Here is a 15,350-nt window from a genome sequence, read left to right as displayed (position 1 = left end):
CGTTTACTGATGAATCGCCCGCAGTACCTCATCGACACTGGTCTCCCCCGCCTGCAGGCGATCCACGGCGCACTGAACCAGGGTCATGTGCGTGGTGAAGGCGTGCCTGGCCATCTCCGATTCGGCGGCGCCATCGTGGATCATGGTCGCCAGGGTGTCGTCGATGGCGATGAACTCGTAGAGCCCCAGGCGGCCACGAAACCCGGTGTGGTCGCACGCCTCGCAGCCGACCGGCTCAGCGAGGCGCTCGAGTGTCTCCAGGCCACTGAGCCGCCCCAGGTCGGTCCCGGTGGTTTCTCGCCAATGGCGACAGGCGGGGCAGAGCCGTCGGACCAGCCGCTGGGCCATCACGCCCTTGAGGCTGGTGGCAAGCAGGAACGGTTCGATACCCATGTCACGCAGGCGGGTCACGGCCCCCAGCGCGCTGTTGGTGTGCAAGGTGGAGAGCACCAGGTGGCCGGTGAGACTGGCCTGGACGGCGATCGCTGCGGTTTCCACGTCGCGGATTTCGCCAATCATGATCACGTCGGGGTCCTGGCGCAGGATGGCGCGTAGCCCCCGGGCGAAGGTCAGTCCGGCGTGCGGGTTGACCGGTGTCTGGCCGATGCCGGGGATGGCATATTCCACGGGATCCTCGATGGTGAGGATGTTGCGCTGGCTGTCGTTGAGATGCGCCAGGCTGGCGTAGAGCGTGGTGGTCTTGCCCGAGCCGGTGGGGCCGGTATTGAGCAGGATGCCGTTGGGCCGGGCCAGTGTCGCCCGGTAAGCCTCAAGCATGCTGTCGGGCATGCCGATGGCGTTCAGGTCGAGCATCGAGGCTTGCTTGTCGAGCAGGCGCATGACGACGCGCTCACCGTGGATGCCGGGCAGCGTCGAGACGCGGATATCGACATGACGCCCGGCGGTGCGCACGGTGATCCGTCCATCCTGAGGCTGGCGCTTTTCGGCGATGTCGAGCTTGGCCATGACCTTGATGCGCGAAATCAGCATCGGTGCCAGCACCCGCGGCGGACGAAGGGCGACGCGCAGCGCCCCATCCACACGTAGCCGCACCGCCAGTTCGTGTTCGAAGGGTTCGACGTGAATATCCGAGGCTTCCAGGCGCAGGGCCTCGGAGAAGATGCCATTGATCAGGCGAATGACCGGGGCTTCATTCTCGGCGTCGAGCAGGTCCTCGGTGCGCGGCAGTTCCTGCAGCAGATGATCGAGATCGACGTGCTCGGCGAGCCCTTCCATCAGGGCTTCAGTACTGGCGCGGCTGGCATCGTAGAGCCGACCCAGGCGGTCGTCGAAGACACGCTCGCTGAGCCATTCGCAGCTCAACGGGTCGCCGTGGACACGCTGGATCTCCTGCAGGGTAACGATGTCAACGTCTTCGCGGCACAGCAGATGGTAGCCCGCATTACGCCAGTCGATAGCCGCCCCGGCGCGTCGCGCCAGGCGATAGGGCAATGACCTCTCGCTGGCGGGGCCTCTCCGTTCCGGGGAGGATGCAGCCGCCTGGAGCGTATCCAACGGTGCGTTCATGGCGCCAGCGCTCCCAGCCGATCTCGCGCCGAGGGATAGAGCGTGTTCAGTGACAGATTCGTGGCCTGAGTTTCCAGTTCCGGCAGGGTCTGGTCGGCATCGAAATCGTTGAGTAACTGCTGGGCGCGCATGAAGCGGTACTTCTCGGCCGTGGCAGCATTGAGGGTCTGGGCATCGCGCAGCACGCGGGCGCGGATAAAGACCATCAGGTTCTGCTTCTCGTTGGAGCGGCTCGAATACCGAAACAGGTTACCGAGCAGCGGGATGTCGCCCAGTAGCGGCACGTGCTGTTGGGTATTGTTGCTCTGATTGCTGATCAGGCCGCCGAGCACGATGATGCCGCCATCCTGGGTGAGCACGGTGGTCTCGATTTCGCGCTTGTTGGTGACCACGTCGCTGGCATTCACGTTGTCGGCAATCGACGAGACCTCCTGGGTGATCTCCATGCGTATGGTGTTGTCGGCGCTGATCGAGGGACGGATATGCAGGCTGATGCCGACATCTTCGCGCTGGATGGTCTGGTACGGGTTGGTATTGTCGACGGTGGTCGAGCCGGTCACGAAGGGCACTTCCTGGCCGACCAGGATGTAGGCCTCGGCATTGTCGAGCGTGGTCAGCGAAGGCGTGGAGAGCAGGTTGGTATCGGTGTCGCTGCGCAGGGCATTGAGCAGGGCGGCGAAGCTGATACCGCTGTCGCTGAGACGACCGACGCCCAGTGTGACGCCGTTGAGACTGCCGAGCAACGAACCCAGCGCGCTGGTGTCGTCGCTGGCCGCCGCCGCAGCGAGCTGATTGATGCCAGGCGACGACGAGGTGGAATAATTGACACCGCCGACGGGAAATGTGCCGCTGCCGCTAGTATCGGCGAACAGCCACTGCACGCCGAGCTCGCGCGCCCGCGACTCGGTGATTTCGGCGATGATCGCTTCGACGGCGACCTGGGCACGTCGTATGTCGAGCCGTTCGATGATGCTCTGATAGGCGTCCAGTTGTGAAGACGGGCCGGTGAGCACCAGCGCGTTGGTCGAGGGATGCACCGCAAAGGCGACGTCGTCGCTTGAGGCGACGCGCCGGGTGCGGGCGGCGATGCTCCCATCGCCCAGTGTCGAGGCTCTCTCGCCCGGCGAGGCGTTCTCGTTGCCGACGGGCGTGCCCAATACCTGGCGGACCTCGGCGCCGGTGGCTTCGATAGTGGAAACATGGCCGCCCCCGTCGCGCAGGCTACGCAGCACCTCGACCACGGTGTCGGCCCCGGCGTGATTGAGATAGATGACCCGGGTATTGGTGTTTTGATGTTCGCTGGGTTTATCGAGGGCGGCAACCAGGCGCTGGGCGCGCTGACGGTCGCGCTGGCTGCCGAACACCACCAGTGCATTGGCGCGTGGCGAGGCGATCACTCGCGTGTCGCCACCCGATCCCTGGAGTGCGCTATCGATAGTCTCGGCCAGCTCCTGGGCGTCCGCGAAATCGAGCGACACCACCTCGGCACCGGTGTCGCGATTGCTGTCGAGCAGCGTCGCCAGTCGGGTCAGGCGCTGCAGATTGTCGCGCCAGTCGGTGACCACCACCATGTTGCTGTCCGGGTAGGGAGTGATCGTACCGACACGGGCATCGACCAGTGGCTGGAGAATGTTCGCCAGGGTCGAGGCATCGAGATGCTGGGACTCGATGACCTGGGTGGCCATGACATTGCCGCTGTCGGTTTCATTGCCCAGCGGCAGGGGCTGGGTGCGGGCCACCTGGTCGGGAACGATACGTACCTGGTCATCGCCGAGTTCGACCGTGGCGTAGCCATTGATCTGCAATTGGTTCTGAAACACGCGATAGAGTTCGTCGGCGCTCAGGCTGCGCTGGCTTTGCAGGCTAATATTGCCGCGCACCCGGGGATCGACGATGAAGTGCTTGCCGGTGATGCGCCCGACGCTATCGATGAATTCTTCCAGGCTGACATCGGTGTAGTCGATCTCGTAGCGCGGTGCGTCGCCCTCATTGGCAATAGCGCCGTCCGTCTGGGCGAGCGCCGGCGAAACGACCGCCGTGAGCAGGAAGGCGACGAGCGTGTGCCGGAACTTCATGAAGAAAACTCCACTTTCAACGTGATCGGGCGTCCGTCGCGTTGCAACTGGACGTGTAGAGCGCGGGCCTGGCTGAGGCGCTCTTGCAGCAGGGCGAGGGCGTCGCTTTCGCGAATGGCATGGCCCTCGATCGCCGTGAGTACATCGCCGCTTTCCAGCGGCAGTGCCTCGAACAGCGAGGCATCGCTGCCGGGACGCAAGCGGTAGCCCTTGAGCTGCTGGTTCTCGAGTACCGGGGCTGCCTGGAAATAGCGAAGCAGGGGTGTGGGGTCGTTGAACAACGCCTGGGAATACCCCTCGCCGAAGCGGGCAATGAACGCCTCGTCAGGCCAGGCGACTGGCTGCGGGGTGGCATCCGCTGGGTCGACGGGGGGCGAAGACGCCGGGGTGCTTGCAGGCGGTGACTCCACGGCGAGGGTAGGCGCGCTTTGGGGGGACCGGGCCTGTGGCCATGGCAGGCCTTCCTGACGACCCCGGTTATCGAGGGTCAGGCCCGCCAATGTGATATCGACGAGACGTACCTGATCGTCGATGCGCTCGCCCAGCGTTACGACCTGCTGACCCTGGGGGGTATCGAGGATGAGCACCGAGCGGCTCAATGGCATGCCGCGCGCCACGCCGATAATGGTCAGCGGCAGGCGGGTCAGCGGCAGTGCCGATCCCTGAGCGGGACGATCGCTATGCCATAACGTGTTGCCCGTGACCGGTAACGCTGCCGCGGGCGGCGTATAAGCCGTCGTTGTCGCTGACGGAGGATGGGCGAGACGCCAGGCCAGGTGTGCGCCGTCGGCGATCACCCGGGCACACAACCAGGCCAGCAGGCACCAGGCCAGCCAGTGCGCTATTGACTTCAACCGCGTGGGGGGCGTGGCCAGAGAGCGTAGTGTATTCATGAGCCGAGGCGGGCTTCGGGGTGCCAGCCGGGGTGCCCTTCGACATAGGTGAACGTGCCGGTGGGCCGAGGCGACAGTGCCCAGTCCGCGGGTTGGGCGGTCAAAAAGCGCTCCACGACCTGCCACAGGGGTTCCCCTTCGGGTGCGTCGGGTCGAATGCTCCAGGTCACCAGCTGGGGGATGGCGTCATTCGCCAAGGTGATCCGCCGGCCGGTCTCGGCACCGTAACGGCACTGCCAGTCGATAGTGTCGAGGCGGGGCAGATCCTCGGCATTATCGAGCAACAACGGATAACCGAAGCTCTGGTCACAGGCGCGTTCGAAGAGCGCATGCACCGAGGCGTGATCGGCATCGACCGTGAACACCGGTGCATCGTGACCGCCACTGAGCGCGATCAGATGCTCACGGGTGATCGGATCGCCGGGAGCGACGACCACGTCGTAGCGCAAGCCGGGCGACAACGTATGGCGGTCCGCCACTTCCTGGCGCAGTGCGGCGCTGATCAGGGCGTCCCAGCTGCCGCTGACCACGTCGCGCCGCCAAAGCCATTGCGGGGCATACGCAAGAGGGCGGTCGAGCCACGCTGCATAGGGGGCGCGTTGAGCCTCCAACTGTGCCTGTAAGGTGCTCGCTTCGCGGGCCTCCTCGGCACTCAGCGTTGCCTCGGAGACCGCATGGAACGCTGCAGCGATCTGCCAGCGGCCTTCATGGAAGCGACAGTCGAGATGGTATGCACCGATGCCGCGGGTGCCGGCCAGGCACACCGGAATGCGACTGCCGTCGCGGCGGGTCACCTCGATCGTCTCCGGCCAGAAATCCTGCCCACGCGCGCACAGCAGCAGATCGGCCTCATCCAGCCGCTCGGCCAGCCACAACCCCGGGCCGGTGCCGACATCGGCAAGCACCACGACCAGGTCGGCCTGATCGCGGGCCTGCTGGACCTGACGGCGACCGTCGTCGTACCAGGCATCCAAGGGGCGGGTCTCGTCGTGAGCGTAAGGGTCGCTAATGCCCACCACCGCGACGCGCACGCCGCCACGTTCGAAGACGGTAAACGGCGTGACCCGCCCGTCGGGGTTCTGCTCCGGCGTGAGTGTGCCGAGCACCGGGGCGCCGAACTCACGGTAGCGGGCGGCAATGCTATCCGCCCATATCAGGCGCTCGTTACTACTGACCCGTGCATCGGCGCCGAGCAGCTGGCTCCCGGCAATGCCGGAGCGACCCTGGGTGAAGTGGCTCAGGCCGCTGCCGTTCCAGCATTGGCCGTTTTCCAGCGTCAATGTCTGCGGCCCCAGGCGACGGCGCAATTGCGCCAGCTTGGCAGCCAGCCCGGCGTAGCCGCCGAAGCGCTGTTGTGTCGCCAGCGTCGGATCGGTGAGCTGGCGCATGGTCGTATCCAGCGGGCTGGTCAGTGCTGCCACGCTGGCGGCGGTGGCCCAGGGGGCCTGCCCCAGGCGTTCGCTGGGTCCCAGCCGCGTTGCGGGCACGATGGGATACTCGGGTTGGCGGGTATCCAGCGTGTCGGCGTAATAGAGCAGATTCACCTGGCCCGAGCCATCCGGCGTACTCAGTGTTCGCCGGGCGCTGCCGTTTGTGGCGCAACCGGCGAGCCAAGGCATCAGCAGAGCGGCCCCGGTGCCTTGCAGGACGCGACGACGCGATAGCAGAGAGGCTTTGCGCTCATGAAGCGAGATGGAATTGAGCGTCGTACTTGGATCGTGAGGCAAAACCATACTGGACGGATCCTTGGCCCGAAGTGCGAGTCGTTGAGCGTTTGGGTGAGGAGGCCAGGGCGTAAAAAGGCGCTCTCTTGGGGCGATATTAATGACTTATCCATGACATTTTTGTGACGGCCAAAAGGCTGATATCTGGATAATTAACCCTTCGAGACCATTTTCGTTAACCTACCTGTCACATCCCATCACTATTGTCTTATCCCGCGCCAGGCTGATGTTACGAGAAGAAATCACATCGACCGTACCTACTGAGTGAGGGAATCATGAGCAAGGAAATCGAAGATCATCGCGTTCTGAACCGCAGCACCAATGAGCCGTTTTCTTCCATATTGGAAAAGCACGTCTCGCGGCGCGGTGTCATGCAGGGTGGCTTGGGTATGGCGGCGATGTCGGTACTGGGTGGCTTCGGCCTGGCAGGCTGCAGCGATAGCGATGCCGGCAACGGCGGCGGCTCGAATGGCGGCGGGGAGCTGCCGGAGAAAACGGCGTTAGCGCTGGCCTTTGAGGCCATTGACGGCTCGCGGACCGATGCCGTCGTCGTGCCCGAAGGCTACACCGCTCAGGTTCTGATTCCTTGGGGTACGCCGCTGTCCAATTCGGTAATGGATTGGAGCAATGACCGGATGATGACGCCGGACGCTCAGGCCAACAGCGTCGGTATGCAGCACGATGGCATGTATTATTTCCCGCTGGATGAGCAGAATGCCTCCAGCGACTTCCTGCTTGCCCTCAACAATGAATACATCGATCCGGGCGCACTCTGGTCAACCAATACCCCGCCGGGGCCGACCTTTAATAGTGGTAATCGCCCGGCCGACGAAGTGCGCACCGAAATCAATGCTCACGGTGTGACCATCGTGCGTGTACAAAAGCAGTCGAACGGGAGATGGGTGCACGTTCCCAACTCGCCCTATAACCGCCGTTATACCAGTGCCACCCCCATGGAACTGAGTGGCCCGGTACGAGGCACTGACTACGTCATTACCGCCTATTCCCCCGACGGGACCTTGACCCGCGGCACGAATAATAACTGCGCGAGTGGCTATACCCCGTGGGGGACCTACCTGACGTGTGAAGAAAACTGGCCGAACGTTTTCGTCAAGACAAGCGGCCGTGAAAACGATGACAATCGACTGGGTATCCCGAGCAATAACGGACGTTACGCTTGGGAGACAGCGGCCAATGATCCTAGCGAGGTCAATGGCGAATTTGCCCGCTTCAATGCGACTCCCAGTGGGGCGACCGCGGCGGACGATTACCGCAACGAGCCGCGGACATTCGGGTATATCGTTGAGATCGACCCCTACACCAACACGCGTGCCGTCAAGCGCACCGCGTTGGGCCGTTTCCGTCACGAAGGTTGCTGGCCGGGCAAGTTGGTCGAGGGTGAGCCAGTAGTCTTTTACTCTGGCCACGACTCGCGCAACGAGTATATCTACAAGTTCGTTTCCGATGCTGTCTGGAACCCTGCCGATGCCAACCGGGCCGGTGGCAACTATGATCGCCTGGCCATCGGCGCCAAGTACATGGACAAGGGCACGCTCTACGTCGCCAAGTTCAACGCCAACGGCACGGGCGAGTGGATGGCATTGACGCCAGGCGCCACGACCCAGGACGGCCAACGCCTTTCTACTGCATTGGGCCTGGCTGACAACGACCTGGCCGGCATCATCATCCATACCTGTGATGCAGCCGACTTGATGGGCGCCACGCCCATGGACCGTCCGGAGTGGGGGGCCGTCGATCCGGTCTCCGGTGAGGTCTACATGACGCTGACCAACAACAGCAAGCGCACCGAGGACGGCACCGCAGCTACCTATACCAACAATGGAAGCGATGTCGATGCGCTGGGCGTGGGCTACGCTACCGCGCCGGTCAACGGCCCGAACCCGCGTCCCGACAACGAAAGTGGTCAGGTCATCCGCTGGCGCGAGCCGTCGCCGGAAGAGACCACCTTCGATTGGGAAGTGTTCGTCTTCGGTGCCGCTGAGAAAGATACAAACAACCTGTCTGGCTTGACGGAACTCAACCAGTTCGCCAGTCCCGATGGCCTGTGGTACGACGAGCGGGGTGATGGCGAAGGCATCCTGTGGATCCAGACCGACAATGGCTACGATGGGGTCGCTGACTACACCAACGATCAGTTGCTGGCGGTCGTGCCTAATTCGGTCAGCCTGGGCGAGGGCGACGCCGCGGTGATCGATGCCAGCGACCAGCAGCAGCTCAAGCGCTTCGCGGTAGGCCCGAACGGCTGTGAAGTGACGGGCATTTTCGCGACGCCCGACAAGACCGCGCTGTTCATCAACATCCAGCACCCGGGCAACTGGCCGGCCGATCCCAACGCGCTCGTGCAGGATGCCACCCAGAAGACCAGCGGCACGGTGCGTCCGCGTGCCTCTACGGTCGTGATTCAGAAGGCCGATGGTGGGAAGATCGCCGTTTGACAAGTATTTCTAGCCGTCGCAAAGCCCCCACGCGTTGGGGGCTTTTTCGTTGCAACCGCCCGAAGACGCGGTCCGATTCGTGGCATGCGGGTACGTAAAAAAAGCAGGCCAGACGCGCTGACCTGCCCAAAAAAGGGAGAGGGAACCTGGCTTCGTTTAGCCCGCCTTGCGGTTTACATCCATCTTGGCGAGCTTGGTGAGCTTCTCGTCGGCTGACTTTTCTTCCTTCAGCGTTTCGGCGAGCAGTTCCTTGGCCTTCTTGTAGCCGAGTTGGTCGGCCAGGGCCGCCAAGGTGCCGTAGGCGGCAATCTCGAAGTGTTCGACCTTCTGCGCAGAGCCGATGAGGGCGGCATCGCGCACGGGGCCTTTCTCGGAGCCGTCGATCAGTTCCTGGGCTTCCTCGATCAGGCTTTCCATGCCATAGCTCTTGATGCGCTTGGTACGGATGCTGTCATCCGACTCGACAATCTGCTCGATGCGCTCGACCTGGGCGCGGGTCTCTTCCAGGTGTTCCTTGAACGCTTCGACGAGTTGCTCGTCATCCGCGGCGCGGGCCATCTTGGGCAGGGCGCGGGTCATTTGCTTCTCGCCGCTGTTGGCTTCGGACAGTAGACGAATGAACAGATCGTTGGGTGATTCCACTTTCATGGCGTTCTCCTTTCGCGGTGTGCGTCATTCCGTGATCGACACTCTAAAAGTTAGCAACAAATGACGGCCTTGGCGGTATCCATCGGTATCCGTTGTGTGTCGATGTGATGCCGCCGCCGGGCTCCGTAAGCGTGTTCAGTTCCCGTCGTCATCGAGCGGACGCAGGCGAATGATGCTGCCGTTCTCTTCATCGGTCGTGACGTAGACCAGCCCATCCGGACCCTGTTCCACGTCGCGAATGCGCGCTCCCAGGGGAATGCTCATCTCATGGGTGACCTCGTCACCGTCGAGCTCGACACGCACCAGGCCTTGTTCCGAGAGACCGCCAATGAGCATGCTGCCTTGCCATTCGCTGAGGGTATCCCCGGTGTAGAAGATCATGCCCGAAGGCGAGATGACCGGTGTCCAGTGCTTGATCGATCCGGCGAATTCGCCGTCCTCGGTGGGGTCGGGGATGTCTTCGCCACTGTAATGCTTACCCCAGCTCACCTCGGGCCAGCCATAGTTCTTGCCGGCCTCGGGGCGATTGAGCTCGTCGCCACCCAGCGGGCCCATCTCGGCGACCCATAGTTCGTTCGTGTCTGGGTGAAGGGCGGCGCTTTCGATGTTGCGATGGCCGTAGGACCAGATCCCGTCGCGGCCGTCGTCCTGGCCGACGAAGGGGTTATCGTCGGCTGCGGTGCCGTCGTGGTTGAGGTGCACGATGGTGCCGAGATGGTTGGTGGGGTCCTGGGCCGGGGCGAACTGGAAGCGCTCGGCAAGGGTGAGGTAGAGCGTATCGTCATCGGTGAAGACGATGCGGCCGCCGAAGTGGTTCTCGTGCTCCACGCGGGGCTCCATGCGGAACAGCACTTCGAAATCCTCGAGCCGGTCGTCGACCAGCCGTCCCCGGCCGAGGGCCGTGGTGGCGCCATCCTTGCCGGGATCGGCGAACGAGAGATAAACCTGCTGGTTGGTGTCGAAATCGGGGTGGAGCGCAACATCGAACAGGCCCCCCTGGCCCTGGTTATACACCTCGGGCACCCCCTCGACGGGGTCGGAGAGTGAGTCGTTCTTGTCCAGAATGCGGAGCCGACCGGCGCGTTCGGTCACCAGCAGGCGACCATCGGGCAGAAAGGCCATGCCCCAGGGGTGAACTAAGCCATCGACGACCGGTTCGATGCTGAGCGCGCCGGCGTCGGTCTGTACGGATTCCTTGGGTTGGGCCAAGGCGCCGGAAATAGCCAGTGGGGAGATGAGCAGGGCGGTGCCGACAAGGCCAAGCGTGGTCCGGCCTAGCACGGCGCGGCCTAGCGTGGCCCGAGAGAAACAATCCATGAGTGCGTCCTCCATTACGGGTGGGCTCACTTCAAGGTAATCGCTCGACACCGCCCCGCAAGCGAAGCGGTAGATGATTGGTCAGTTCAGGGTGGCATCGTAATACGTCGTGCTCACGTTGCGCTCCGCGGCCTGGCTCTGCATGGCGGCTGCCAGGCCGGCCTGTTGTTGGCTGTCGTCGGCGCAGGTCTCGCGACGCTCGGGATGCAGGCCGAGCTTGGCAAATAGCGCACGGTCCTGTTCGACCTGCGGGTTACCGGTGGTGAGCAACTGGTCGCCATAGAATATCGAATTGGCCCCGGCCAGGAACGCCAGTGCCTGGGTCGATTCGTCCATCTGTTCGCGGCCGGCCGAGAGCCGCACGTGACTTGCCGGCATGACGATCCGTGCCACGGCGATGGCGCGGATGAAATCGATCGCGTCGAGATCGGGGACATCTTCCAGCGGCGTGCCTGCCACCTTTACCAGCATGTTGATCGGCACGGATTCGGGATGCGGGTCGAGCCGGGCCAGTTGCTGGAGCAGGGCGGCGCGATCGCGGGGAGCCTCGCCCATGCCGAGGATGCCGCCCGAACAGATCTTCATGCCGGCTTCGCGCACGTGGCCCAGGGTATCGAGGCGGTCGGCGTAGGTGCGGGTGGTGATGATTTCACCGTAGTACGCCGGCGAGGTATCGAGATTGTGGTTGTAGTAATCGAGCCCCGCTTCGGAAAGCTTGTGCGCCTGTTTTCCATCGAGCATGCCCAGCGTCATGCAGGTCTCCAACCCCAGCGCCTTGACCCGGCGCACCATTTCCAGAACGACGTCGAGATCGCGCTCGCGCGGGCTGCGCCAGGCGGCCCCCATGCAGAAACGGCTGGCGCCGGCGTCCCTGGCGGCACGCGCCTGTTCGACCACCTTTTCGATCTCCAGCAGCTTTTCCTTGCCCAAGCCAGTGGCGTAGTGGCCGGACTGCGGACAGTACTTGCAGTCCTCCGGGCAGGCGCCGGTCTTGATCGACAGCAGCGTCGAGACCTGCACGGCGTTGGCATCGAAATGGGCGCGATGCACTTGCTGGGCCCGAAACAGCAAGTCGTTGAAGGGGAGGGCGAACAACGCCTCGATCTCGTCGAGCGCCCAATCATGGCGGGGAGCCGCGTCCCGGTGGGCGGTGGCCCCCTGCGCGGTTATTGAGGAAATGGAAGGAATGGAGGACATAAGGCGCGCTCTTGTCAACGTTATCGATTATGAGAAGTTGACTGAGAGCTTACGGCTTGTTCGATTCCTGTCAACCTGGATATTCGTGGAGGTTAACTGGCTGCCGGCCCTGCGTTGTCTCGGCTCGCCGTTCGCGGTCGCACGCCCTGGCTTCTATAACTAAGGCACGTGTCGTTAACGATGTAGCGTAAAAGGAGTGTCTGACATGGATGCGATCTGGACCTTGGGAAGCGATGTGGCGGCGGGTGTGTTTCCAACGCTTCAGGAAGACCGTGAGGTGGATGTGGCGGTGATCGGCGCCGGCATTACCGGTATGAGCACGGCGCTGCAACTGGCGGAAGCGGGCCGCAATGTCCTGGTGCTCGAGTCCCACTCGGTCGGCTATGGCGTCACCGGTGGCTCCACTGGCAACCTCTATAGCCCTCTGGCGTCGGGGCTGGCATCGATACGCAGCAAATGGGATAGCACCGCCGTGGCGGATGTGGTCACGTCGCGCGCCGAGGCGGTCGATCGGATCGAGGCTTGGGTTCAGCAGTACGGGATCGAGTGCGACTTCAGGCGCACGCCGCTCTATCGGGTGGTGCCCAGTGCCGACGAAGCCAACCACTCGCTCGATGACGAACGGGATGCGATGGCCGCGGCAGGTCTGACCGTCACAGACGCCGATGATCTTGAGCTGCCATTCGAGACCCGGGGGCTCAAAGTCGAGAACCAGGCCCAGTTCAATCCATTGCATTATCTGCAGGGGCTGGCCCAGGCGGCGAGCCGGGCGGGCGTCGCCATCCATGAGCACAGCCCGGTTCGGGAAGTCGACGACAAGCATGGCGTGATCGTGACCGATACGGCGCGAATCACCGCGCAACACATCGTCCATGCCACCCACACGCCCAAGGGCATCAGCATGCTGCAAGGTGGGATGCTGACATCGCGTGAATACGCCGTCAGTGCCCGGCTGTCACAAGGTCATTACCCCGAGGGCATTCTCTGGGTGCTGGATCCCTTCCACTCCCTGCGCAGCTACCGTCACGGCGGTGAGCAGTACCTGATGGCGATCGGCGAGAAGCACAAGACCGGGGAGCATCAGGGCGATCATTATCAGAAGATGCGCGAGTATCTCGAACGGCACTTCGATGTCGCGTCGTTCACCCATGAGTGGTCGGCCCAGCAGTACACTTCACCCGATGGCCTGCCTTATATCGGCCGCATGCATGGCCGTGACAATGTCTATCTGGCCACCGGCTTTGCCGCCGACGGGCTGGTCTGGGGCACACTGGCCGGCAGCATCCTCTCCGATCTGATCCAGGAGCGCGACAATCCCTGGCATGCACGGTACGACGCCCGACGCATCACCCCGGGCAAGTCAGCATCGCAATACGCCAAGGAGAACGCGACGGTCGCCAAGCATATGTTCAAGGACTATCTGGGCACCGATAAACTCAAGACCTTCGACGACGTTGCCCCCGGCGAGGCGCGCGTGGCGACGGTCGATGGCGAGAAGCTGGCGGTGCGTCGTGACGAGGCGGGTGAATTGAAGGTGCTCTCGGCGGTCTGTCCGCACATGAAGTGCATCGTGCACTGGAACGCCGCCGAAACGACCTGGGATTGCCCCTGCCATGGCAGCCGCTTCGATGCGAACGGCGAAGTGATCGAAGGGCCGGCCTACGAGATGCTGGCTCGCCGCACCCCGGGGACCTGAACCCCGGGGTAATCCAAGCCAGGCTCAATCGTTGAGCGTACGGTCCAGCAGCAGTAATGCCGCTTGCCAGGACGCCGCATCCGCTGCGGCGTCGTAACCCAGCGGGAGCCCAAACTCTTCCCCGACCGCTGTGGCATCGGGATTGGAAAAGGCGTGCGTGGCGCCGTGGTAGTTGATGATCTCGACGTCGGCGCTCTGGGCCTGGAGCGCCTCGCCCATGGCGGTCAGGTCCTCTTCGGAAACCAGCGGATCGGCGGCACCGTTGTGGATCTGCACGACGCCCGCGAACTCCTGCCGGTTCCGGGCCGCCAGGGTCGGGCTTCCGTGAAAGCTGATCGCCGCCTCGAGCGGCATGCCCGATAGTGCCATGTTCATGACCACTCCTCCACCGAAGCAGTAACCGATGGCGGCCATGCCGACATCTGCCACGGCCGGGTGGGTGCTCAGCTCATTAATGGCCGCTTCGAGCCGTGCCCGCGCGGCCGGCCAATCCTGCATCACCCGTTGAGCGAATTCACCGGCTTCGTCCGGATGCTCGGCGATCTGGCCGTTACCGTACATGTCCACCGCCAGGGCGACGAAGCCCAGGGCGGCCAACTGGTCGGCACGCCGCTTGACGTATTCGTTCAGCCCCCACCATTCATGCACGATCAGCACGGCCGGCCTCGGGGTTTCATCATGGGCGTTATGTGCCAGATAGCCTTGATAGGTATCGCCGCCCGTGGTGTAGGTGAACACCTCGCTCTCGATACGCGGACCCCAGGCGATGGGTACATTCACTTCGGCCGGCTGCGTTGCGGACTGGGCCTGTACCGTGCCAGCCAACAGGCCCGGTACCAGGCAGCACAGGAGGAGCAGGGTACGCATGGGGTTCTCCTTTTGAATTCTTCTGGATCTTTTTGCATGAACGGCGACGAGTAGGGCCGTCTCGATACGCTGGCCTTCTCTTACCATAGTCAGGCTGCGCATAAGCGTATACGCAAACGCGCGTCTCTTTCGATAACCCCTTTTTAAGCGAATGCCGATCAGGCGCTGACCCGCGGCTCAGGGGGTGGCGTTCATCGCCAGGGAATAGCCGCGCGCATCGATGCTGTTGGCCAGGCTGGGCAGTTGGCCACAGCTCAGGTATGCCGACTGCGATAGCCACTCCTGATCGGGATAGTAGGCAAACACGTACTGATCTTCCTTGAGGCTATCGATCAGCGGTTTGGCGACCTCTGTGCGTACTGCCGGGCAGCCATGGCTGCGCCCCAGGCGGCCGTAGCGCTCGATGAAGGATTCACTGACGTAGTCGGCCCCGTGAATGACGATGGCACGCTGATAGGCCAGGTCGTTGACGCCGGGCTCCAGTCCTTCCAGGCGCAGCGAATAACCGTTGCTGCCGTAGTAGCTGTTCATGGTACGAAACAGCCCCAGGCTCGACTGATGGCTATCGGGGGTGTTCGAGAACCACTGGGCCTCGGCCTCGCCGGTGCCTTGGCCGTGGGAAACGAGTTCCTCGAACAGCAGGCGCCCCTGGGTCAGGTCGAAGACCCACAGGCGCGGCTCGTTGGCGCTGCGCGAAAAATCGATCACGGCCAGGCGTTCGGCATCGGGCTGGGCGCAGTTCAAGGCGCTCGCGGCCAGGCGCAACACCTGGGCATCGGCATTCGGGGCCAGACGCTGTAGGGTGTCGGTCAGCGGGGAGGCGACGCCGGTAGATGCGAAAAAACACAGCCCGAGCAATGAACAGGCGCGTAGGCGTTTGAGGAAGGAAAACGGGCTGATGCGCATGCGGGGAAAGGTCCTCACGACTGGTCCAAGGTCGTATGAATTCA

General features: G+C 63.3%; 11 protein-coding genes. 2 read left to right on the top strand and 9 right to left on the bottom strand.

Annotation, left to right across the window (positions count from 1 at the left end; translation table 11 throughout):
• Positions 1-3 precede the first annotated feature (3 nt).
• The 4 genes from gspE to JH15_RS05520 are packed head-to-tail and all read right to left on the bottom strand — an operon-like array spanning position 4 to position 6,228.
• The gene (gene gspE / locus JH15_RS05535) at positions 4-1,527 is read right to left on the bottom strand and encodes a type II secretion system ATPase GspE (protein WP_197053275.1); all 1,524 of its coding nucleotides are present in this window, start codon (positions 1,525-1,527) and stop codon (positions 4-6) included.
• Entirely contained in the window at positions 1,524-3,602 is a 2,079-nt protein-coding gene (gene gspD / locus JH15_RS05530; protein WP_043527768.1) for a type II secretion system secretin GspD, read from the bottom strand. Before gspD ends, gspE begins: the two co-directional genes overlap by 4 nt.
• Positions 3,599-4,495, bottom strand: a complete 897-nt coding sequence (locus JH15_RS05525) for a hypothetical protein (RefSeq protein WP_043527766.1) — start codon at positions 4,493-4,495, stop codon at positions 3,599-3,601. The genes gspD and JH15_RS05525 overlap by 4 nt, the downstream gene beginning before the upstream one ends.
• Complete coding sequence (locus JH15_RS05520) at positions 4,492-6,228, bottom strand: bifunctional UDP-sugar hydrolase/5'-nucleotidase (RefSeq protein ID WP_197053274.1); 1,737 nt, start codon at positions 6,226-6,228, stop codon at positions 4,492-4,494. Before JH15_RS05520 ends, JH15_RS05525 begins: the two co-directional genes overlap by 4 nt.
• 266 nt (positions 6,229-6,494) lie before the next feature.
• Here JH15_RS05520 and JH15_RS05515 point away from each other — a divergent pair, with 266 nt between their 5' ends.
• On the top strand, positions 6,495-8,675 hold the full coding sequence (locus tag JH15_RS05515) for a PhoX family protein (RefSeq protein WP_043527764.1): 2,181 nt from the start codon (positions 6,495-6,497) through the stop codon (positions 8,673-8,675).
• Positions 8,676-8,831: 156 nt separating this feature from the next.
• Here the strand turns inward: JH15_RS05515 and JH15_RS05510 are convergent, their stop codons facing one another.
• The 3 genes from JH15_RS05510 to bioB all read right to left on the bottom strand — a co-directional run bounded on the left by JH15_RS05510 (position 8,832) and on the right by bioB (position 11,837).
• Complete coding sequence (locus JH15_RS05510; RefSeq protein WP_043527762.1) at positions 8,832-9,323, bottom strand: YciE/YciF ferroxidase family protein; 492 nt, start codon at positions 9,321-9,323, stop codon at positions 8,832-8,834.
• Between the two features lie 135 nt (positions 9,324-9,458).
• The gene (locus tag JH15_RS05505) at positions 9,459-10,640 is read right to left on the bottom strand and encodes a PQQ-dependent sugar dehydrogenase (protein ID WP_081948905.1); all 1,182 of its coding nucleotides are present in this window, start codon (positions 10,638-10,640) and stop codon (positions 9,459-9,461) included.
• Positions 10,641-10,721: 81 nt separating this feature from the next.
• The gene (gene bioB, locus JH15_RS05500) at positions 10,722-11,837 is read right to left on the bottom strand and encodes a biotin synthase BioB (protein ID WP_081948903.1); all 1,116 of its coding nucleotides are present in this window, start codon (positions 11,835-11,837) and stop codon (positions 10,722-10,724) included.
• Positions 11,838-12,042: 205 nt separating this feature from the next.
• On the opposite strand from bioB, the gene JH15_RS05495 reads away from it, so the two are divergent.
• Positions 12,043-13,533: an FAD-dependent oxidoreductase gene (locus tag JH15_RS05495; RefSeq protein ID WP_052383911.1), complete on the top strand. Its 1,491-nt coding sequence runs from the start codon at positions 12,043-12,045 to the stop codon at positions 13,531-13,533.
• A 24-nt stretch (positions 13,534-13,557) separates the two neighbouring features.
• Here the strand turns inward: JH15_RS05495 and JH15_RS05490 are convergent, their stop codons facing one another.
• Together JH15_RS05490 and JH15_RS05485 are read right to left on the bottom strand one after the other, a co-directional pair.
• Positions 13,558-14,400 carry a dienelactone hydrolase family protein gene (locus tag JH15_RS05490; RefSeq protein ID WP_043527759.1) on the bottom strand — a complete coding sequence of 281 codons (843 nt, stop codon included), beginning with the start codon at positions 14,398-14,400 and terminating at the stop codon, positions 13,558-13,560.
• A gap of 177 nt (positions 14,401-14,577) precedes the next feature.
• Entirely contained in the window at positions 14,578-15,306 is a 729-nt protein-coding gene (locus tag JH15_RS05485) for a murein L,D-transpeptidase catalytic domain family protein (protein WP_081948901.1), read from the bottom strand.
• Positions 15,307-15,350 lie beyond the last annotated feature (44 nt).

Origin of the sequence: Litchfieldella xinjiangensis, assembly GCF_000759345.1 — a bacterium.
Lineage (GTDB): Bacteria > Pseudomonadota > Gammaproteobacteria > Pseudomonadales > Halomonadaceae > Litchfieldella_A > Litchfieldella_A xinjiangensis.
This window is presented reverse-complemented; position numbering and strand designations above follow the sequence as displayed.